The organism is Enterobacter sp. C4G1, from assembly GCF_052886895.1.
The window spans coordinates 2022996-2043115 of sequence record NZ_JBQVVV010000001.1 but is presented as its reverse complement, the minus strand read 5'-3'; the positions used below and the strand labels follow the sequence as shown (position 1 = coordinate 2043115).

At 50.6% G+C, this 20120-nt stretch carries 18 protein-coding genes and 1 pseudogene; 5 read left to right on the top strand and 14 right to left on the bottom strand.

Annotated elements, in window-relative coordinates; translation table 11 throughout:
• Nucleotides 1-23: 23 nt before the first annotated feature.
• Genes ACT9TW_RS09805 through ACT9TW_RS09790 form a run of 4 tightly spaced genes read right to left on the bottom strand, consistent with a single transcriptional unit; the run spans nucleotide 24 to nucleotide 2983 of the window.
• Nucleotides 24-947, bottom strand: coding sequence for an ROK family protein (locus ACT9TW_RS09805; protein ID WP_182059751.1), 924 nt, complete (start codon nucleotides 945-947; stop codon nucleotides 24-26).
• A gap of 55 nt (nucleotides 948-1002) precedes the next feature.
• A complete protein-coding gene (locus ACT9TW_RS09800) occupies nucleotides 1003-1308 on the bottom strand; it encodes a PTS lactose/cellobiose transporter subunit IIA (protein ID WP_182059750.1) in 306 nt (101 codons plus the stop codon).
• Between the two features lie 23 nt (nucleotides 1309-1331).
• Nucleotides 1332-2657, bottom strand: a complete 1326-nt coding sequence (locus ACT9TW_RS09795) for a PTS sugar transporter subunit IIC (RefSeq protein ID WP_446492245.1) — start codon at nucleotides 2655-2657, stop codon at nucleotides 1332-1334.
• An 11-nt stretch (nucleotides 2658-2668) separates the two neighbouring features.
• Entirely contained in the window at nucleotides 2669-2983 is a 315-nt protein-coding gene (locus ACT9TW_RS09790; RefSeq protein ID WP_182059748.1) for a PTS sugar transporter subunit IIB, read from the bottom strand.
• 178 nt (nucleotides 2984-3161) lie between these two features.
• Here ACT9TW_RS09790 and ACT9TW_RS09785 point away from each other — a divergent pair, with 178 nt between their 5' ends.
• The 5 genes from ACT9TW_RS09785 (at nucleotide 3162) to manA (ending at nucleotide 10858) form a co-directional block, all read left to right on the top strand.
• Complete coding sequence (locus tag ACT9TW_RS09785; RefSeq protein WP_446492701.1) at nucleotides 3162-4436, top strand: PTS sugar transporter subunit IIC; 1275 nt, start codon at nucleotides 3162-3164, stop codon at nucleotides 4434-4436.
• Nucleotides 4437-4676: 240 nt separating this feature from the next.
• Nucleotides 4677-6011, top strand: a complete 1335-nt coding sequence (locus ACT9TW_RS09780; RefSeq protein ID WP_446492244.1) for a carbohydrate porin — start codon at nucleotides 4677-4679, stop codon at nucleotides 6009-6011.
• Nucleotides 6012-6023: 12 nt separating this feature from the next.
• On the top strand, nucleotides 6024-8219 hold the full coding sequence (locus ACT9TW_RS09775; protein WP_446492243.1) for a CBM35 domain-containing protein: 2196 nt from the start codon (nucleotides 6024-6026) through the stop codon (nucleotides 8217-8219).
• Between the two features lie 51 nt (nucleotides 8220-8270).
• The gene (locus ACT9TW_RS09770; protein WP_182059746.1) at nucleotides 8271-9680 is read left to right on the top strand and encodes a glycoside hydrolase family 1 protein; all 1410 of its coding nucleotides are present in this window, start codon (nucleotides 8271-8273) and stop codon (nucleotides 9678-9680) included.
• Nucleotides 9677-10858: a mannose-6-phosphate isomerase, class I gene (gene manA, locus ACT9TW_RS09765; protein ID WP_182059745.1), complete on the top strand. Its 1182-nt coding sequence runs from the start codon at nucleotides 9677-9679 to the stop codon at nucleotides 10856-10858. Before ACT9TW_RS09770 ends, manA begins: the two co-directional genes overlap by 4 nt.
• Before the next feature lie 546 nt (nucleotides 10859-11404).
• Here the strand turns inward: manA and ACT9TW_RS09760 are convergent.
• From ACT9TW_RS09760 to ACT9TW_RS09715, 10 genes and pseudogenes are all read right to left on the bottom strand, one after another.
• On the bottom strand, nucleotides 11405-12415 hold the full coding sequence (locus ACT9TW_RS09760) for an Abi family protein (protein ID WP_446492242.1): 1011 nt from the start codon (nucleotides 12413-12415) through the stop codon (nucleotides 11405-11407).
• 375 nt (nucleotides 12416-12790) lie between these two features.
• On the bottom strand, nucleotides 12791-13360 hold the full coding sequence (locus ACT9TW_RS09755; RefSeq protein ID WP_446492241.1) for a hypothetical protein: 570 nt from the start codon (nucleotides 13358-13360) through the stop codon (nucleotides 12791-12793).
• Nucleotides 13361-14158: 798 nt separating this feature from the next.
• A pseudogene (locus tag ACT9TW_RS09750) lies at nucleotides 14159-14230 on the bottom strand (single-stranded DNA-binding protein); the annotation flags it as partial.
• Between the two features lie 40 nt (nucleotides 14231-14270).
• A complete protein-coding gene (locus tag ACT9TW_RS09745) occupies nucleotides 14271-14594 on the bottom strand; it encodes a hypothetical protein (RefSeq protein ID WP_087855318.1) in 324 nt (107 codons plus the stop codon).
• Nucleotides 14595-14921: 327 nt separating this feature from the next.
• A complete protein-coding gene (locus tag ACT9TW_RS09740; RefSeq protein WP_446492240.1) occupies nucleotides 14922-17660 on the bottom strand; it encodes a DUF927 domain-containing protein in 2739 nt (912 codons plus the stop codon).
• On the bottom strand, nucleotides 17653-17994 hold the full coding sequence (locus tag ACT9TW_RS09735) for a hypothetical protein (RefSeq protein ID WP_446492239.1): 342 nt from the start codon (nucleotides 17992-17994) through the stop codon (nucleotides 17653-17655). Before ACT9TW_RS09735 ends, ACT9TW_RS09740 begins: the two co-directional genes overlap by 8 nt.
• A gap of 11 nt (nucleotides 17995-18005) precedes the next feature.
• The gene (locus ACT9TW_RS09730) at nucleotides 18006-18632 is read right to left on the bottom strand and encodes a hypothetical protein (RefSeq protein ID WP_446492238.1); all 627 of its coding nucleotides are present in this window, start codon (nucleotides 18630-18632) and stop codon (nucleotides 18006-18008) included.
• A complete protein-coding gene (locus tag ACT9TW_RS09725) occupies nucleotides 18629-18841 on the bottom strand; it encodes a hypothetical protein (protein ID WP_446492237.1) in 213 nt (70 codons plus the stop codon). Before ACT9TW_RS09725 ends, ACT9TW_RS09730 begins: the two co-directional genes overlap by 4 nt.
• Nucleotides 18838-19572, bottom strand: coding sequence for a host cell division inhibitor Icd-like protein (locus tag ACT9TW_RS09720; protein WP_446492236.1), 735 nt, complete (start codon nucleotides 19570-19572; stop codon nucleotides 18838-18840). Before ACT9TW_RS09720 ends, ACT9TW_RS09725 begins: the two co-directional genes overlap by 4 nt.
• On the bottom strand, nucleotides 19533-20120 hold the full coding sequence (locus ACT9TW_RS09715; protein WP_446492235.1) for a BRO-N domain-containing protein: 588 nt from the start codon (nucleotides 20118-20120) through the stop codon (nucleotides 19533-19535). Before ACT9TW_RS09715 ends, ACT9TW_RS09720 begins: the two co-directional genes overlap by 40 nt.

Below are 20120 nucleotides of genomic sequence, written 5' to 3'. Positions count from 1 at the left end.
ACATAAATACGGGCAGGAATTAGTCAGCTGGATGAGTTACCTGTGGCCCGAAGAGGCAACCACGCCGCACCGCGAACTCCGCTGGCATCGCCAAATTTGGCTTTAACGATGGCAGTTCGACAACTCGTCGAAAAAATGTACTTTCCAACGGCTTCGGGAAGATCCCGGTATATGCTGTCCACGTTCGATAACCCACCACCAAGTACGATGACATGAGGGTCGAGTGTGTTGATTACACCAGCAATACTACGGGCAAACGCATCAATAAAGTGATGATAATGCGCCACCGCGCAGGGCTCACCATCTTGTGCCGCAACCATTATGGCCTCAGTACTCAATGCGGTCCCCTTACGGGCGTTGTAACGACGACTGAAGCCGGTTCCTGAAATAAAGCTTTCTATGCAGTTTTCTTGCTGGCAGTAGCAGGATTCCACTGGGCCATCCTGCTCTGCGCGCCAGCCGGGAAGAGGATTGTGCCCCCATTCACCGGCAATAGCATTGGGTCCATTCAGGAGTTGTCCGTTCACGACAACCCCGCCGCCACACCCCGTGCCGACAATGACGCCAAACACCGTACAGTATCCTTTTCCTGCACCATCGACGGCCTCAGATAAGGTAAAACAATCAGCATCATTGGCCATAAAAACAGGTTGATTAAGCCGTTCCGCCAGGTCGCGTTTTAAATTTTCGCCGTTGAGCACCAGGCAGTTACAGTTTTTGATTAATTCGCTCAGCGGATCGAGCGCTCCCGGTAAACCCAGGCCAACGGTAAAGTCGCGCTGCGTCGCGGCACGAATATCGTTGATTAACTCCGTCAGGTTATTGAGAAATCCCTGATAACTGGCTTTATACGTTGGACGGCGATCGCGCAACACAATGGTACCGTTAGCATCAAGCAGGACGGCCTCCATTTTTGTACCACCAATATCCAGACCAAGATGAAACATAGTGCTTCTCCGGAAAAAAGAAGAGAGGCAATGCCTCTCTTAAGTCACACAACACTCAATGACGGGTTCTGTAGATATCAATAAGCTCAGTCACCAGTTCTTTGGCGAGGATGGAGGTCATCAGGTGATCCTGGGCATGTACCATCACCAGCGTCATTTTGGTTTTGCCTTCGCCCTCATCAGCCTCTATAAGCTGGGTTTGCACCAGGTGCGCTTCACGCGCGAAGTGCTGTGCCTGCTTCATCTTTTCATCGGCATCCGCAAAGTCTCCGGCTTTAGCACTGTGTAGCGCTTCGAAACACAGACTACGAGACTGTCCGGCATTGATGATGATGCCCATGATTTGTTCTTCTAATTCCATAACATCCTCTGACTCTTAATGATTTATGCAGTTTCAGATTGGCCAACACGCCCGGTTTCTGATTTTTCCTCAGACTCCTTTGTAAGCAACTGTTTTTCATATGCTTTAAGGAATGGATAATACATAACCACCGCCGTTACCATGCAGATAAGACACATCACGACGGGACTAAATGCCCAGTTGGCTGCCCACGATGCGCCAATGGGAGCTGGAGTTGTCCACGGTGTCATTGAGACCACGCGCGCCACCAGGCCAAAGTCCAGAGCAAACCAGGCAAGCGTTGCATTGACCATAGGGACCAGTACGAATGGGATGAAGAACAGCGGGTTCATAATCACAGGCGCACCGAACAAAATCGGTTCGTTGATATTAAACAGGCCGGGAACAACCCCCATGCGGCCGATGGTGCGCAGATGCACGGCTTTGCTGCGCATAAGTAAAAGTGCCAGAGGCAGAGTGGAGCCAACACCACCAATCAGCAGATAGTGATCCCAGAATCCCTGAACATAGATGTGTGGAATCGCTGTTCCTGCGGCCATCGCGGCCTGGTTCACGGAGAGGTTTGCCATCCAGAATGGATTCATGATGCCTGTGACTATCAGCGCACCATGGATGCCTGCAAACCATAATATCTGGCACACCAGAACGGAAAGCAGAATGGCAGGCAATGTATCGGACGCCGCAACCAGCGGTTTGACCAGCGACATAATTGCTTCGGGGATAATCATCCCAAGTTGTGCTTCTATAAACAGATTAAGCGGGTGCAATGTCAGGACCACCGCCAGCACCGGAATTAAAATCTCAAAGGAACGTGCGACACCGGTCGGCACTTCGGGTGGCAGGCGGATGGTAATATTATTGCGACGCAGGAAGGCATACAGTTCGGTCGTATAAATCGATACCAGCAGTGCAGTGAAAATGCCCTGCCCTGAAAAATAAGCTGTCGATACCATGCCATCTTTTAAGGGCGCAGCGACCAGTAAAAAGCCCATGAGGGACAGCATTCCCGAGGTCAACGGGTCCAGCCCGTGGTGACGCGCCAGGCTTGCAGCCACACCCACCGAGATGAAAATTGTCATGATCCCCATGCTGAAGTTAAACGGCAGCATCAGGTTTTCACGATGATCTAATGAAAACTGCAACCAGGCGCGGGCGAAGCCCCAGTTGGTATCAGGTGAGAAGGGTGGGAAAATAAACACCAGCATAAACGAGCCGACAATCATAAACGGCAGAGCAAGAATAAACCCATCACGAATAGACGTGACATACTTTTGCTGGCCGACTGCACCAGCCATAGGCGTGATTTTGCTCTCTATCACGCTGATTAATTTAGAGTACAGAGCGCTCATGTTGATGTCCTTTAGTTATTATTTTCAATCAGGGACAGGGCATAATCCAGTACTGCCCCTCCCTTCTGCATGCCGTAATCCATCATGTTGATGGGCTCGACCTTGATCCCATAAGGGTTGGCTTTGTTCTGAAGATCTTTTTGCATGTACTTCACCTGTGGCCCCAACAGCACCACCTGGTAATTCCCCACCTGCTGTTCAAACTCCGCGACGCCAAAGGCTTTAATATCAACGGCCAGACCGCGCTTATCCGCCTCTTCCAGCATCTTTTTGACCAGAAGGCTGGTAGACATTCCGGCGGAACAGCAAAGCATAATTTTCTTCATAAAAACTCCAGACTGGGTAACAACGTTGAGCGGACTATAATCTTTACGGATTCAAAACGGAAAGCGCTTTCCGTACATGGATACATTAAATGTGAGCGCGATCACTAGATGCAGGCTTTTACTTTGTTGGGATGTGAGCGATGATCCCGAAACTTTCCTGTCCTCTATAGGCCCTGCCATGAACATTCAGTTTATGAATGTTGCTGTGACACTGATTGAGCAACGCGTTACGCCATTTGCTAACCTACTCACCCGCAGCCAGCACATCACAGCGATGCGGGACAGCTTTGCGCTGGCCATGCCGTTTGTGATAGTGGGTAGTCTGATGGTTCCCCTGATTTTTCCGCCGTTTGCTGTGAACGCTGATGCCTGGTATGGCGCGGCTTATCAGGCCATTCGGCCGATGTTATTGCCAACGTTTGAACTGACCATTGGACTTGTGGCATTGATTATCGCTTTCGGTGCCAGTGCCAGTCTGGGCAAACAGTATCACCTGCCGGAACGACTCTGCGGTCTGACGGGATGCCTGGCTTTCCTGGTGTTTATCGGTTTTAAAGAAACGGATACCAGCAATATTTTCCTTGGTGGGATTGGGATATTTAGCGCTTTAATATCAAGCTTCTACAGCATTGAAGTGATGCGACTCTTTTACCGACGTGGCTGGTGTATTCGTTTGCCGGAAGAGGTGCCAGTGATGACACGCAATGGCTTCCAGCTTCTGATGCCTCTGCTCGCCATCATGCTTTCAATCACTCTGCTCAACGCGATACTAAAGCAAAACACCGGCATGATTTTGCCGGATATGATCAGTGAAGCTTTTCGGCCGCTAATCATCGCCTCTGATACGCTAACCGCACTGATTATTACGATTGTTATTTGCAATTTACTGTGGTTTATCGGAATTCACGGTGCGCTGATTGTCACCGGTATCATGAATCCTTTCTGGATGACCTATCTATTTGAAAATCAACAGACTTTAGCAAACAACATAACGCCACTACCCCATATCTATCTTCAGGGATTTTGGGATTTTTACCTGCTAATCGGCGGGATTGGTTCGACGCTGCCCCTGATCGTTATGGCCCTGCGTAGCCGTTCTCGACAGCTAAAAAGCGTCAGCAAGATTGGGTTGATTCCATCGCTGTTTAATATCAATGAACCGGTACTTTTCGGCTTCCCGATTATTCTCAACCCTCTGTTTTTAATTCCATTTATTTTTGTCCCGGTGATCAATGCATGTATCGCATGGTATCTCACTCACCTCGGCGTGCTTGACCGCGCGGTGGCTATGCTACCCTGGTCGATGCCTGCGCCGCTCGGCGCAGCCTGGTCAGCAAACGGCAGTTGGAAAAACCTGTTTATGTGCTTGTTTGCTTTCTTCAATGCATGGATGATTTACCGTCCGTTTTTCAACGTCTATGAACGGCAACTTGTGGAGTCAGAAAGCAAATAATCCTCCGTTTGCCCATTTTATTTCCAGCCAGCGCGTGTAAACCGCTGGCTTTTTATTTTCCTGCAGAATTAAGAGTGATCCCCATCACGTTTTACTTTCCATTATTTTTGATTATGTGATTTAAACCTGCAATTATGGAAAGCGCTTTCCGTAATTGGATGTACTTTTCCTTTTTTGATCCGTAGATTTCCGATCGCGCCATAAGACGCTCTTTCACTCAGAAAAAGAAAAAGGAAATCTATGAACAGGTTGAACCGATTAATACCTCTGGCCCTTCTCATCAATGCCGCTGCGTGCGGGATCGCACAAGCAGAACAGTACGACTTCAAACTGCACGGCTATATGCGTTCAGGCATTTTGGCTAACTCCGATGGTAACCGTGCAGACTCCGTTGGGTTAATGCCGGACGGCAAATGGCGTCTTGGTAACGAAGAAGATACCAAGATCGAGTTGATCCCGCAGGTGACACTGAAATCAGACTCCGGCCCGGTTGCCAAAATTCAGGCCAACATTACCCACCAGAGCAAATGCACCTCCGACTGGAACTGCCAGGACGATGACGGCAAAGAAGTACAGTTCCGTGAAGGGTATGTGGAGTTAAGCAATCTGGATTTTGCGCCGGATGTCACTTTCTGGGGCGGCAAACGATACAGCAGCTCGAACACCTCCAGCCACCAGTTCGACTGGGAATACATTCAGTACAACGGTACCGGCGGTGGATTTGACAATCTTGATCTTGGCTTCGCTCGCTTTGATGCCGGCGTTTACGCTTTCTCACCCACCGATGAAACAAAAGCGTATCCGGTGGATAAAGGGGAGCAGGGTTACCCGGATGATTATTCACTCAACTTGTGGCTGAAGAAAATTGGTGGCACAGGCTTTGATCTGGAGCTGATTGGTCACCACATGAACCGCAATGAGAACCACCCAACCTCTGCCGAAAAAGGCTATGGCGTTACAGGGGTCTACAACTTTGACGGTTTCTGGGGCCTGACAGGCGGCTATTCCAAACTGGTCATGCAGTATGGCCGGGGTCTGGCAGCAGGTGATTCGCTGGGCAAAAACGGCTGGGGCTGGGCAAACCTGGATGATACCCAATCCTGGCGTGTGATCCTCGACAGCATGGCTTCTCTGGGAAATGTCGATGTATCGACGTTTGCATACTACCAGAAAGACAAAAACTACCGTTGGTGGACCAGCGATGCCGATGGCTGGGGACGCACCAGTTGGGTTGCCGGTATTCGCCCGTACCATCAAATTACCAAAAACTTCGCGATGCAGTATGAACTTGGTTATGAGTACCTCGACGATGAAAACTACAAAGGCGTCAACGGGAAAGGAAAAGGTGGCCTGACCAAAGTGACCATTGCACCGACGCTGACCTTTGATTCGGGCTACTGGAATCGTCCGCAACTTCGCTTCTTCGCGACTTACGCGAAGTGGGATAAAGGCGTCTCAGATGCGCTCGACGGTAACTATAACTGGGATACCAACACTATTTCTGCGGGTGGTTATAGCCGCAGCGGTGAAACAGACACAGTCAATTTCGGCGTTCAGGCTGAAGTGTGGTTCTAAGGAGAGAGCAAAATGATTCAACCTATCCGAAAAATTCTTCTGGCTTCCCTGCTGTCCGCGCTGGGTTGCGCGGGGGCGATGGCGGCTGAACAATCACATTTTGAGCACTTCATTACGCGTGATGGCGCGCAGTTGATGGACGGGAAGACGACATTCCGTTTCGCAGGTATACACGCGCCAGAGATGCATCGCATCGAAGATGATGCCCGTGGTGTATGTAAAGCCGATCCCCGAGGCTGGGGGCAATATTTCAAATGGCCAACCCCCGAGGAACAGGCAAACTGGATCAAAGCCATGGTGGCAACAGGGGCGAAAGCGCAGCGTGTTTATGTGCTCTCCGTACAACAGGAAAACGATGCTGCCTGCGAACGCGAAACGCACATCCTGGCCCCACAAACACCCGGTGGGATGCCCCAGCTTAACGAAAAAGCGATGAAGGTTTATGACAACATGATCGCCGAAGCGGACAAGCAAGGGTTACGCCTGATTTTACCGTTTATTGATCACTGGTGGTGGTGGGGTGGGCGCGAGCAACTTGCGGCCTTCTACAATGAAAAACCGGAAGATTTTTACCGTACCGACAGCAAAACCTATAAAGCCTACCTGGATGTTATCCGCCAGGTCATCACCCGTACGAATACCGTGACGGGACGCGCTTACTCTGATGAGAAGGCGATCATGGCCTGGGAAACAGGTAACGAACTGGAGGACACCAATGCTGCGTTTTTGAAAGAGACGGCGGCATGGATCCGTAAATGGGCACCAAATCAGCTGATAGTTGATGGGACCTACAAGAAGATTAACGATTTTGCGTTAACCGATCCTAACGTTGATATCGTCAGTAACCACTACTATACCAACGCCGATAACAATCATCCCGATCAGGTGCGTAAAGACCTGACCGCGATTGGTGGCAAGAAAGCCTATCTGGTTGGGGAATTTGGCCTGCTCGACCACACGCAGCTTAATGACATCATGCAGTCGATTGTCCACACCGACGTAAACGGTGCTCAAGCTGTGGGAGGCTTCATCTGGGGTTTCCGTGGCCATCGCCATGATGGCGGATTCTATTGGCACAAAGAGTATACCGGTCACTACAGTTACCACTTGCCAGGTTTCCCGGTCGATGGGAAAGCCAACCAGGAAAAGGAAGTCGTGGATCTGGTGAGAAAGGCATCTGCACAGATGTCTGGCCTGAGCCAGACCCCGCCGTTACCGATCCCTGATGCCCCAATCCTGCGAGCGACTGACTCTCCTTTTGCCATCAACTGGATGGGGGCTGCCGTTGGACGCAGCTATGACGTTGAACGTGCCATCGCGAAGAACGGCCCATGGACCCGTGTCGGGGAGAATATCTCCGATGGGATGAATGAGTGGAACCCGGCAACAATGAATCTGTTCCACGATGATTACCGCAGTTTGCAGCTGGGTACGACTTACTATTACCGCGTGATTGCCAAAAACGAAAGTGGAGCCTCTGAGCCCTCTAACGTGATCGGCGTGAAACACACGCAACAGAACCAGGCACCTACCGTCGCCCTGGGGAATGCGTTGGCAACCTCTCAGGATAAAGGTGTGTTGTTGCAGGCAAACTGGACGGACGACAACCTGCCGAGCCGCGAGGTAAAGGTTAGCTGGGCTAACAGTGATGATGCAAATGTGCATTTCTGTGACGCCACGAAAGCACAAACACGCGCATGGTTCTCGGCGCCTGGCGAATATGCCCTGACCTTTACCGCGGACGATGGCCTGCTGAAAAACAGCAAAACGGTCAACGTCACGGTTAAAAAGGCAGAGGGTCAAATACCTGCGGATTACTGCAACTTTGCCGGAGGTGTGCTGGATGTACACAAAGGGAAGTTGCACGCAGTGAAGAGTAAGGAAAACGTACTCGCCATTGGTGATGATGGTTTCCTGGGCCCTTTTGCCAACGAAGGAGATAAGGTGAGCTGGCAGGTGAACGCGCCGTGGGATGGGAAGTATATCTTGCGCGTCACCTTTAACGCTAAATGGGGCGGTAAAAAGAACTCTTTCGTGGTGAACGACGGTACACCACTGGCTATCGAGTTCCCTCAGACTGACGCAAAAGACCATCAGGTGATGATCCCGGTGACACTAAAAGCCGGTAAAAATGATATTCACTTTGGCCGCTTTGCGGGTGACTGGGGCTACATGTTTATCAAATCCATCGAAGTAAATGCAGAGTAGTGATTTTGACCGCGTCCATTGGGCGCGGTTTTTTTTATTAACGGAGGCGTTATGACCCGGTATACATTCCCAGACGGTTTTTTATGGGGTGCAGCAGCATCTGGTCCACAAACAGAGGGCACCACAAGTAAACCACACTGTTCCATCTGGGACAGCTGGTTTTCCGAACAACCACAGCGTTTTTATCAACAAACCGGCCCGCAACGCGTTTGCGAGACCTATACAAAGTTTAAAGAAGATGTCGCCCTGATGAAGCAGACAGGGTTTAACTCGTTCAGGACCTCAATTCAGTGGTCACGCCTGATTGAAGATTTTGAAACTGGCGAGCCGAATGCGGATGCCATTCGTTTTTATAACGACTATCTCGACGAAATGATCGCCAACGGTATCGAGCCGATGATCAATCTTTACCACTTTGATATGCCAGAAGTTTTACAGAAAAAGTATGGCGGTTTTGAATCGGCGCATGTCTCAGAGCTGTATGCCCGCTTCGCACGCACTGCTTTTACATTGTTCGGCCACAAAGTGAAATACTGGATCACCTTCAACGAACCGATTGTTCCGGTAGAGGGGGGTTATTTGTATGACTTCCACTACCCGTGCAAAAAAGACGGTAAGCTGGCGGCGCAGGTAGCCTTTAACATCATGCTGGCCCACGCCAAAGCGGTCCAGGTGTTTCGTGAATTAACGGTAAATGGCGAAATTGGCGTGGTGATCAATCTGACACCAACCTACACGCGCAGTGATTCAGCAGAAGATAAAAAAGCAGCCTGGTATGCCGACCTGCTGTTTAACCGCAGCTTCCTTGATCCGCTTGTTAAACATCAATTCCCCAAAGAACTTTGCGAACTTCTGGCATTTCATCATTGCCTGCCGGACGCTTCCCCGGAAGACGTTCGCCTGATTACTGATTCAAGAATTGATTTCCTCGGCGTGAATTACTACGTACCGCGACGCGTCCAGGCGCGCGAGTCGGCTTATACTCTCGATTACTTCTCACCAGAGTATTACTTCGAAAACTATATTGACCCGAATGGTCGTTTTAATCCTTACCGCGATAATAATGAAATCCTTCCCGTCGCTATCTATGATATCGCCCGTAATATTCGTGACAATTACGGCAATATTAAATGGTACCTCGCCGAGATTGGTATCGCGATGGATTTGGAATCGGAAGGCCCGGTTCAGGCCGATGGTGTAATTGATGACAGTTTCCGCATCGAATTAATGAAGGAACATCTGGAGCAACTCCACCTGGCCATTAATGATGGAGCAAACTGTTTTGGTGTTCACCAGTGGACGTTTATCGATAACTGGTCATGGATTAATGCGTTTAAACGTCGCTACGGATTTTATCGTCTGGATCTGGAAACGGGGGAACGCATTATTAAGCGTAATGCCCTTTGGTTCAGGGAGCTGGCGTTAAATAATCACTTCACCAGTGGGGAAAATCCATCATGAGTCAGACCTGTTTTTATCCCCTTACCAATACAGTAAAGAACTACCCCTGGGGAAGCCGGCACGAGCTTAATAAGCGTTTCAATATTCTTAACCCGGACGATCAGCCGCAAGCCGAATTATGGATGGGGGTTCATCCGGCAGGGGTTTCATATGTGAATAGCTCGCAGGGACGGGTAGCGTTGACTGACATGCTGGCCTCAGCACCCGCGGAGATGCTTGGTGAGGCAACATATGCGCGCTTTAAAGGTTTGCCTTTTTTGCTCAAAATCCTGGCCGCAGAAAGCGCACTGTCCATTCAGGTTCACCCCACTAAGGCCGATGCTGAAAGTGGGTATGAGCGCAGGCAGCAGGCGAACGATGACGCAACACCAGACTATAACGATGCGAACCACAAACCGGAGCTGGTCTTCGCCATTACGCCGTTTGTGGCGATGAACGGCTTTCGTGATACGAAAACGATCTCAAAGAATCTGAGTGCTCTGGATATTTCTGAACTGAATTCCCTCGCGGCCGTTTTGCTGGCAACAGAAGATGGCGACGCGTTAAGCACGTTTTTCATCGCGATGATGCAGCTCGACCCTGTCACCAAAAAACAGGCCATCTCGCAAGTCATTACGCGGGGTGATGCACTCTATGGTAAGGAGATGGGGACGATTTTCAGGCGGCTACAACAAGATTACCCAGATGATACCGGAGTGCTGGCCCCCCTGTTTTTAAACTGCATTACACTGCAACCTGGTGAAGCAATGTTTCTTTATCCGGGGACGCTACATGCTTATATTCACGGTACTGCGATTGAGGTGATGGCCAGCTCGGACAATGTGCTACGCGCGGGTCTTACATCGAAGAAGATCAATCTGAACGAACTGATCCATTGCACCAACTTCACCCCAACAGCGACCACTTCGCTGCTTATGAAACCGGAGCAGCACGTTGCGGAATCATGCTATCCGATTCCGGTTGAGGATTTCCGCTTCAGTATTTTCACTGCGGTGGATAATCAACTGATAATGACGGCCAGCGCCGAGATAATATTGGTGATTGAAGGCTCTGCAACACTGAGCCATGTCGCTGGCGAAAGCATTGAACTTCTCACCGGACAGTCGGTGTTTATTCCGGCCTCCACCAGGAAATGGTGGTTATCAACGACAGGAAAAGTATGTCGCGTTTCATGTTAATGTGAAATCAAAGAGGGCCTCGCCCTCTTTCTTCTGTTTGCTTAATAATACTTAGCGGTCGACATGATTTAAAATATATAGCGACACGTTGTGGTGATAAGGACCTCAGCCTCATATTTTTTCTATTTATGGTGAAGTATTCAACTGTAAGCAAGTTTCAGAATGGTTAGGAGCAATCCCCAATAAATATAAATTATAAGCTAAAGAAACTGTCACTTAGTGCGTGTACGGTCAGAATCTCCGCTCAGGAAACTATAGTACCTGGGAGACGTGAGGATGGTGCGATAATAGGAACAACACCTAAACATCAATCACTATGATTTAAAATGGTTTTTATTTTTTCGATCTTCACACATACCCCCAAAAATACCCCCACATTGCTTTTCGCTATGACTAACCGTTCTTTTTTCGTTCTCGATTAATGGCCCCACTAATTGAAAATTTAACAAGTCACCAGAAGTCCATAATCGGGGGGCACCATATGACAAAAGTGATCAATGGCATATAAAATAAAAAGTTAGCCATACTAGCTAATGTTTAGCTGAATCAGCTACGGTTTGTTAGCGCTTCAGCCCAAAATTCATCTTCCATCCAATTAGATGGAATTCCCATATGGGCTAGGGATACTTGAGAAAATCTCGACAGTAAATCTTTCAACCTCAGAGCCCATGTTGATGAAGGGCTAATCGTATACAGTAAGCATTGTAACGCAGCCAGTATAGGATAGAGCCTTTTCTCATATCGAATCTGCCGATCGGAAAGTTGGGGTGTGTTCTTTAACCAGCGGACTCTATCAGAGTTTGGAATTTTAATGCTAAGCCCAAACTCTCTGTTCCAAAGCCGACTATGGTGGGCACAGTGATTTCTAATTGTATTGAATGACTTCAACCACGACACGAGCAATTCAGCATTACAGCCCAAGCTTGTCGCTATGGCCTTCTGGTCTGATACGCGGCTCAAGCCTGCATAAAGGTGCGACAAGCTCCCCCACGTTAGCATTTCAACCACCATCCAGCATGGAGGAAGCCGTGGACTGTCGTATTTACAAATGTAATGCCTCAGAAAGGTTTCCTTTTGAAGATTATCCATTATGGATTTCTTCTGCTCTTCTGACAGACCTTTCCTTTTTTCCAGATGCCTCACATCATTTTCATATCGCTTTCGCTCGTCATCTAGCTGCTTTTCCAAATCAGATAAAAGCCGCTTGTGACTATACTCTCTTTTGAAATGTGCTTCATCCAAGTACCAGAATGGATTGTTCCCGTACGTGACCGCCATGTGATTACATAGGTTAGCCCGGACAGCCACCTCGACACGTTCGATCGCATCCATAATTAAAAGACGTAACTCCCTATCAAACACATAAAGCGTCAGGATATCATCGAAACTGCTATTTGGTTTAAATGTATGCTTTTCATCACCTGGAATACAAAATGGAATAGCGTAAGCTGACAGGCGATAATAGCTGATGAACGATAGGTACCTTACTGCCCGGTCCTCATCAGGAACATTCAATCCACGAGCTTTCCACTGCTCCAGATGTTCTTGCGGAGACATAGCGGGCTTACTAAAGGCTCCCATCCCAACCCTCAAATTCAAGACAAAAAAAACCCGCCAATTTGGGCATCGTTGAGAGGCCTAGCGGGTGTGTTAGGTTAAATGTATCTTCAAACGGAAAATTGTCAATAGTGTACTATAGTTGTTCGGCTACAAAACGGCAGCATTCAGAGTAACATCACACCACATAATGTTGTTTTTATTTTATAAAACACAACCTGCTGGGGTGATTGTTTATACCTATTGATAAAATCAACCACAAGCGAGTAAACGTTCAGTTCGCGCCCCTAAACAGGCCAAACCATGCGATCCGCAGCAATATGCCTCACCCTAGCGGGTGGTTCCCGGTCATTGTATTAGCAGTTCGGCGAATTACTACCGCACGCGCTCGGTGATCTTATCTACAACCGGACTGAACGCCCGCCAGTATGCAGCTTCGTACATTATAAGCCTGCCTAACTTCCGCTCGAACGTCTCCCATCGCATACCCTTTGGCTTAGGAAAAGTGTTCGGGTGGTTAAACAGGTTACGAAACTGCTCACCGTCTCCCCAAATGGCGAACCGCTGGCGGCGTATGCTCATACGCATCCGATCTAACTTATCCCCGCTTTGGCTTTTGTAGTGGAGTTTCCAGCATTCCCGGCAGCCTATATCCTTCGAACCGATATACAGCTTCGCTACCCGTTTCACGCAATGGGGGCAAACGTACCATTGCCGAACGCCGTAGCCAGCCTGTGTGGTCGTGGTTCTGATTGTCCGTGTAACACCGTTGATTATCATAGCGTAGCCGTCTGCCTGTCGGAAGATATACAGGGTTCCGCACTCTGTCTGGCAGGAAAGCTGTGTACCGGGTACTGCGTCCACCAAGTTGCTGCGGATGTGAGCGAGGAATTTCAGACCAATGCGGGGTAAGTCCGTTGTATAGCTACGCGTTCTGTCTCTCACTGGCTGGCCTCCTGCGAATTACTGCGCATCAAACTGCGAATGCGCAAAAATGAATACGAAATAATATGCATATTTTACTGTAAATTGCGCACCAATTTTGCAGCTTCGCATCAATAAAGCCAGTAACTGCGCGGTTTTGAGGATGATTTGCGCATTGATATCCGTTTCGTTTTGCGCAGATTTTTTGTGAGCTGCGCAATTCGCAATTTACTGAGCAATATTTGGGTTTCGTATTTGGAGGATTTTCCACTTTGTGTACTGCGTACGGCTGTAGAAACCCAGCGATGATGCGCCTTACAGGCTGGTACGCAACTGCGAATCGGTTTCGTATCGCGCAATTAAAACTTAGTAAATCTTAGGAATCCTTATCAAAACTTATCACCTCCGTGGCGCTACCAACTGCGAATGGATAACACCAAAGCCAGCAATACCAGGCCTCTCCGCTATTTTGCGAATACGCAATTCGCCCGGCGTAACTTACTGCGAATTCGCAGTGCGCAATTTCTGTTTGCAATGCCGTAGTTAGAATTCGTCAGGTGGTACGCTCGTTGAATGCGCCGTTTTGCTGCGTACCTGACTGCGTACTGCGAACCAATGGCGCAAACCAGAATATTCTGGACAACCTAAATCATGATCAGACGTAAAGCCCGCGACTGGCGCGGGTTTAGCGCTACGAGGGTTTAAAATCCGTCAAGAACAGTCCAAAATTTACAGCCGTTTTGGTGCGAACTTTACTGCGAATCATCACCTCCCGCTGGTGGCCTGCCATTGTCTCTTACCACCATTGAACCGGAAGGCGTTACCGTTCGTTGTGGTGTAGGTCTGGGGATCTGCCACAAGCCGCCCGTATGCAGAAATCTGTGCTGTCACGTTTAGCCCTCTTGCTAAAACATCTCGGTCTCGGTGTTTTTTACTTAATAAGCGTTCTAATTATTTGAGTAATTGAATAAATAACCAAAAGCTCAGCAGATACCAGAACATATGCAACATAACCTCGCCTTGCCCAACTGGAATGAAAGAAATCTCTGGCATGATGCTGAATGCGGCTCACGATCCAAGTTCCAACACCACATAGTGCCGGAGCTATAAACAACGTGAGGAGCCATATGCCTATATCCAGACCATTCCTGACGATGTAAGCCAGCGGAACAGCAAAAAGAAAAGTTAATGCCGTATTTCCTAACAGTATGTCTTTAAGCGTGTTTTCTACTAATTTCTGTACATTTTCGTTCATTACATCCCCTGGTCGTCAATTTGGTATACATAACAGAAATATTGTTGGTTCAGTTGGTTCAGTTGGTTCACTGCCCGCCAGCCCGCACCAGCACTGGTTTTTGCTGAACCAACATTGGTGATTTGGTGTTGGTTCAGCGGAGCTTTCTGTTGGTTCACTGCCTGCCAGAGTGAATGCCCTTATCAAAACATGTTGGTTCAAAACGGGCATTTGTTGGTTCAGCGTTGGTTCAAAATGAAAATAAAAGCCCTTATAAAACAAAAATATTTACATATTGAACCAACTGAACTGACTGAACCAACACCATTTTTACACATGTGAGAAATGCTATTCCTCTGGCTCGTCGTAATCCTCAGGTCGGAAGGTCAGGACATAAACGTTAATCTGTCGCCCGTCGATACGCGGTGATTTACGCTGATAACCACGTCCGCTGGCTGGCGGTTTCAGCATCCCGGCATTTTTCAGAACTTCGGCGAACTGTGTCGGGTTAAAGTTCTGCGCGATCTCCTTTTCGAATGCGCCGCGAAAGGTGTAGAAGATTACAGGGTCACTGTCGTGGTTCCCCTTCTGACGATACCCCGCCAGATCCTTAACGGGCATGTCGGCAGAGCTGTAGGGGAACGGCGCGAAACGGCTGAACCCATACGCATTAAGAAACGCCTCCGTCTGCTCAATGATCTGCTGGTGCTCTTTGTTCCCCGTTCCGAACTCACGCAACCATGCATTGTAGCTGTGTTGAATGGCATCACGGCACGTCTGAGCATCCCATCCGGTGACAACGCCGCCCAGCAGTAACGCTGCCTCCAGAATGGCAAAACGTGCGGCCACGCGGTGAACCTGCTCGCCATAGTCGGCAGGAATAAGACTGCGCCAGCGGGCTTCACACTCACGAACAGTATCAATTGCCTGCTGTTGGTGGTCTGCCAGCCACTTGATCCACTCCCGCCCGGCAGCGCCGTGATTGTGCTGGTAAGCGTCTTTTAGCGCGTCGGCGTGCTGTTTGCCGTTCTGGTGGTCATGGAAGCGTACCGCCTTACTCAGCGGGATATTCAGCAGGCGCACCAGTTGCCCGGCTTTGGTCTTGCGTCCGGCGGTGGCAATGAAGGTTTCCAGGTCCATTTCCCCGGTACTGATCGCCACGGTGCGCCAGCGTTTTAAATCCCGGTTGCCGCCTTCCTTCGTCCCCTGCAATTTCCCCACGCCGTTAAACAGCGCATAGGCAGACTGTGACACGCTTACCGGGTCTGCTCCCTGTCCGACCTCATCCAGGGGCATCAGCCCGTCATTGTGTGCTGCGGCTTCGTTTGCCAGCCCCAGCGCCGTGCCGTACCACGTCAGGCGCAATAAGTCCGGGTTGCCGTACAGACTGCTGGCGACGTTCGCTGTGGTGGTCTTACCCGCGCTCGACTGTTCATAGAAGTGAATCCCGAACCCATCAGCACCCGCCAGCCCGATTAACGGGGCTGCCAGTGCGGCGGCAATGCCTGCCATCATCGCGTAGTTACCGTATGCCAGCCGCGCAACACTGTTACGCCAGCTCTCTGAGGTTCCCGCCACGGTGTACCCGGCAGCGGCAGAACTGCGGCCACTGAATAAAACGGGTTGCGCAGGTGCGCCGATTATCTCCCCGTCCGGCATGATGTATGCCCCGCACTGCCAGCCAGTAGCGTGAGCAACACGCCACAATTCACGGGAGCCGCTACGCTGTAGCCAGTCGGCCAGAATCGCCCGTAAGCTGCTTTTCGTGGTGACATTAACCCCGCCCGCTTTCAGGGTGCGCCAGCCTTCGCGCTCCCCGATATCAGCCAGGGGGATAGCCGCTGTTGTCGGTATGCCTGCGCCAAAGGCCAGCCAGCGCAATATCAGATACTGATCCTTGTCGTCCCGCCCGGTGCCGATAACGTCCATCGGTGAGGCCAGCCAGCTTTCATTGTTGATAATCTCGCCGCTTTCCTTGTCCACTTTAGGTGTGATCCAGTAAACGCCATCTTTGCGGCTCTCAATGCGGGGTTTTAGCGGGTCTTTCTCTGGCTGGCCTGTTTTACCGCCCTCAATGGCCTGTAATTGTGGTTTCACGGCATCCCCCTGAATCTGGCACATCGAATCACTAAATGCGGCTGTAGCAGCTTCCAGTCCGTTTTGCTGGCGGTAGTCATCCCAGTCGGCTTTATGGTCTGTCGGCGGCAGCGCCACCCAGCCAGCCACGGATAAGGCGGCTTTCTCCGCGGCTTCTTTGCCTGTGTTGGCCTGTCCCTCGTGGTGGTCGTTATCTGCGGCAATGACAATCTGCGCATCTGGATATATCCGGCGCATGACTTCGGCGACGGGCATCAGGTTGCCAGCGTCGATTGCTGCCACTGTCAGTGCGTCAGGACGCATCAGGTGAACCGATAGGGCAGTTGCCAGCCCCTCAGCAATCATCACGCTCTGCGGCTGTTCTGGTGCGTTTACGGCGTGATACGCCCCGCGCTTCGCTGAACCTGTCAGAAGTCGCTTATCTCCCTGCGGTGTAATGGTCTGTGCTGCTGCCACTGCGCCGGATTCGTCCACCAGCTCCAGCAATAACGAACCATCGGGCAGAATGGGGAATGTTAAGCCAGTTAGCCCCTTATTCGTCAGGTAATCAGATTCGCCCTGCGTGACGTTCTTGCGCATTCCGGCATACAGACGGGCAAACGTAGCCCGTCGCTGCTCTGCGTCCTCTGCTGCCTGTTGCTGGCGGTCTGCTTCCAGTTGCTCCCTTCTCTGGCTCGCTGCCGCTGGGTCGGTTTGCGCTGCCCGATAATCAATACCCAGCACATCAGCGGCAAGCTGTGCCGCCTCCGTGGTGTCGCAGTTGTTCACTTTCTTAATCAGGTCTAAGCCATCGCCCGCGCCGCATTGGTTACAGATAAAGCTACCGCGACCGTTGTCGTCGAACCGGAAGCGATCCGTGCCGCCGCACGCGGGGCAGGCGGTATGTTTTCTTGGCGAATCAGGAACGTTGATATGCACGCCAGCCAGTACAAAAGGCCATTGTCCGGCAGCGGCGTGGGTGACTTCGCGGATAAGGTCGATATTACGCATGATTGCCCCCAGCCACAGTCGCACCCATATCATTAACCATGCTTTGCCATATCTCGCGCCCAGTATCAGTCAGGCCACCAGCATTAACGCATTTCTCCAGCATGGTGATCCCGATGCTTTCCCACTGAGGGTATGTCTCTTTGAGTGCTTCGAGCGCGTAACCATCAATAAGCTGGCGCGTGCCACTGACGCCGCCCACCAGTTCCACACGGATTTGCTGGCCTGCCGCGTCAACCATGAAGTAATTGCCACCATTGATAGCCGTGATGTGGTTGTAAAGTGCTGCCGCGTACTGGTTCGCCAGCGCATTCAGCCGGAAGTTTTTGGTAATCATGTCGCCCCCTCTCAGTGCGCCGCTGGCATTTCAGGCCAGCCGTTTTCATCCAGATCAGCAATGAAGTGATCGTGTAGCTCTGCCAGCGTTTCACGTCCGAACGGGGTCAGCTCACCGAACTGCGTATCCAGCATGGCCTGATAGAACACAATGGCGTTCTTCGCCCCCTGTTCAGCGCCGTAGCGCTCAATCAGTGCGCCCTCGATGTTGTTTGCCATCGCCAGCCGTTCAGCAAACGGGTAAATCACCATGCCCGCATTACCATTGGAGTAAATCGCTACCTGCGATGATGTGCCGTCAGGTTCAGTGACGGAGATGGTGCCGTTCTCGCGCTTCATCTCAGAAACGAACGTCGCAGCGATCAGCCAGCGCCACATAGTGACATTATGCTGCGCGGTGAAGTCGAACCAGCCACGCGCTCCGCCGTCAGCCACTGCAAAATGCAGGGTAAATCCTTCATCGGGGATTTCGTCATACCTGCCGCTATCGAGATGAGTTACCGCGTCTGAATAGGGAACAAGGCAAACATGCTCATACATTCCGGCATCATTGCGGGTCATGATATTGACGCCGTGCGGTGTGGCTTCGGCGTGGAATAAGTCGGGATTTCCCGATTTAAAGGTCAGTACGTTGCTCATGCTTTATCCCGCGCTTTTAAGTCCATGCCAGCCAATTCATCCTCTGCTGAATCCATCAATTCGGGGATACCATCCAGAAGGGAAATGATTGCGCCAATTAAGTTAGCCGTGCCGCTATCGTTTTTATTTGTCGCTTCAAGCCAGAGAGACAGGACTCCCTGCGCCTGTTGGATACGGCAGGTTGAATCGGCCAGGGATACTTTGCTCATGCTGCCACCTCCAGACGGATGCGGCCTGCAAAGAAACAGACGTGATCCCGCGCCAGAGCGCGGCGGGCTTCGCGCTCAGTTTCAGCAGCAATGTGATGGATTTTGGCGGTAATTGTCGGCATATCGCGGCGAACGGCTGCGATTAGCCAGATGAATTGCGGATTTTGGGTAGGGGTAGTAGCCATGATGGCAGCCTCCTTTGTGTATGAGGAGTCACCACCTGAGTTTCCACGCTCTAAAGGGGTGGTGACGTTAACGGGGGTGGAAATACCGGACACAAAGGAAACCGGCCTGCCTTTCGGCAGCCCCGCCAACGCCACCATAGATAAATTGCGGGCATTGCCGCTGAATTGGTGTGCGCTATGGCACGACACAAAAAAAGACGCTATTGGCGTCTGTGTCGCCTTTATGTTCAACGGGTTTCCACGCCCGGCACCAGATTTTGCTGGTGCGCTATAACGATAAACCGGGTTGGCGATAGTCGGCAAGCCCTTTTTTATGGACTCCAGAAACTCACCTTCACGCGTGCGCGTACTGGTCTCGAAACTCTCCTCGTCACCGCGACGAGAAAATGAGGAGCTGGCATAAGCTGGCACTGTTATGCCAGCTTTACCCTCATGCGTATGCGCGATCCCGCGCAAGGCATACATCAGGCCTGCCAGGGGAAAGGCTCTTTTCTGGACGGCGGGCATTAGTGAACCTCCGGCAATTGAGGCTGATATTTGCGCCATAACTCAGCTTCTTCGGCGATTAGGCGGGATTTCTCACCTTTGCAGGCTTGCAGGTCTTTACCGCGCTTGCTGGCCTTCTTGTCGTAAGCTGCTTTGCGTTTGCTGTGGTCGTTCAGGAAGGCGAACGGCACACCATAGGAGCCAGTTTTACGAATAGACGGGATAACCTCGCGAAATACCCAGTTAGTGAAACGATGTGCGAACGTTCCGGCGGTGCTGGCCTTCCGGCTGCGGGCGATCAATTTGTAAAAGCCCGATTCGCAGACGGTACGCATAACCTGCCATCCACCGGGGGTGGGTGTTAAACACTCCCCCTTTTCATCGGCATCTAATCGCCGTAATGCGACTTTGTGATCGGCTATTTCTAGTGCCTCACAAACGTCTTTGGCAATAAACCACGGATCGCCGTCCATATTGACGATGCGAACTTTGATGCCCTCAAACCGAATAACGGAAATATCTCCCTCGACTGCATGAGGAATAATTTTCTGGGTAACGCAGGATTGTGGGGCGGCCTCCGAATTGAATCGGCTTTTTTCGATAGTCAT

Bases quoted from the DNA above. Each gene is read 5' to 3' on its own strand.
- ACT9TW_RS09715 (WP_446492235.1), bottom strand. From the start codon at position 20,120: ATGACTATCGAAAAAAGCCGATTCAATTCGGAGGCCGCCCCACAATCC.
- ACT9TW_RS09795 (WP_446492245.1), bottom strand. From the start codon at position 2,657: ATGAGCGCTCTGTACTCTAAATTAATCAGCGTGATAGAGAGCAAAATC.
- ACT9TW_RS09745 (WP_087855318.1), bottom strand. From the start codon at position 14,594: ATGAACGAAAATGTACAGAAATTAGTAGAAAACACGCTTAAAGACATA.
- ACT9TW_RS09735 (WP_446492239.1), bottom strand. From the start codon at position 17,994: ATGATTACCAAAAACTTCCGGCTGAATGCGCTGGCGAACCAGTACGCG.
- manA (WP_182059745.1), top strand. From the start codon at position 9,677: ATGAGTCAGACCTGTTTTTATCCCCTTACCAATACAGTAAAGAACTAC.
- ACT9TW_RS09800 (WP_182059750.1), bottom strand. From the start codon at position 1,308: ATGGAATTAGAAGAACAAATCATGGGCATCATCATCAATGCCGGACAG.
- ACT9TW_RS09780 (WP_446492244.1), top strand. From the start codon at position 4,677: ATGAACAGGTTGAACCGATTAATACCTCTGGCCCTTCTCATCAATGCC.
- ACT9TW_RS09790 (WP_182059748.1), bottom strand. From the start codon at position 2,983: ATGAAGAAAATTATGCTTTGCTGTTCCGCCGGAATGTCTACCAGCCTT.
- ACT9TW_RS09805 (WP_182059751.1), bottom strand. From the start codon at position 947: ATGTTTCATCTTGGTCTGGATATTGGTGGTACAAAAATGGAGGCCGTC.
- ACT9TW_RS09740 (WP_446492240.1), bottom strand. From the start codon at position 17,660: ATGCGTAATATCGACCTTATCCGCGAAGTCACCCACGCCGCTGCCGGA.
- ACT9TW_RS09770 (WP_182059746.1), top strand. From the start codon at position 8,271: ATGACCCGGTATACATTCCCAGACGGTTTTTTATGGGGTGCAGCAGCA.
- ACT9TW_RS09760 (WP_446492242.1), bottom strand. From the start codon at position 12,415: ATGTCTCCGCAAGAACATCTGGAGCAGTGGAAAGCTCGTGGATTGAAT.
- ACT9TW_RS09730 (WP_446492238.1), bottom strand. From the start codon at position 18,632: ATGAGCAACGTACTGACCTTTAAATCGGGAAATCCCGACTTATTCCAC.
- ACT9TW_RS09725 (WP_446492237.1), bottom strand. From the start codon at position 18,841: ATGAGCAAAGTATCCCTGGCCGATTCAACCTGCCGTATCCAACAGGCG.
- ACT9TW_RS09720 (WP_446492236.1), bottom strand. From the start codon at position 19,572: ATGGCGCAAATATCAGCCTCAATTGCCGGAGGTTCACTAATGCCCGCC.
- ACT9TW_RS09785 (WP_446492701.1), top strand. From the start codon at position 3,162: ATGAACATTCAGTTTATGAATGTTGCTGTGACACTGATTGAGCAACGC.
- ACT9TW_RS09775 (WP_446492243.1), top strand. From the start codon at position 6,024: ATGATTCAACCTATCCGAAAAATTCTTCTGGCTTCCCTGCTGTCCGCG.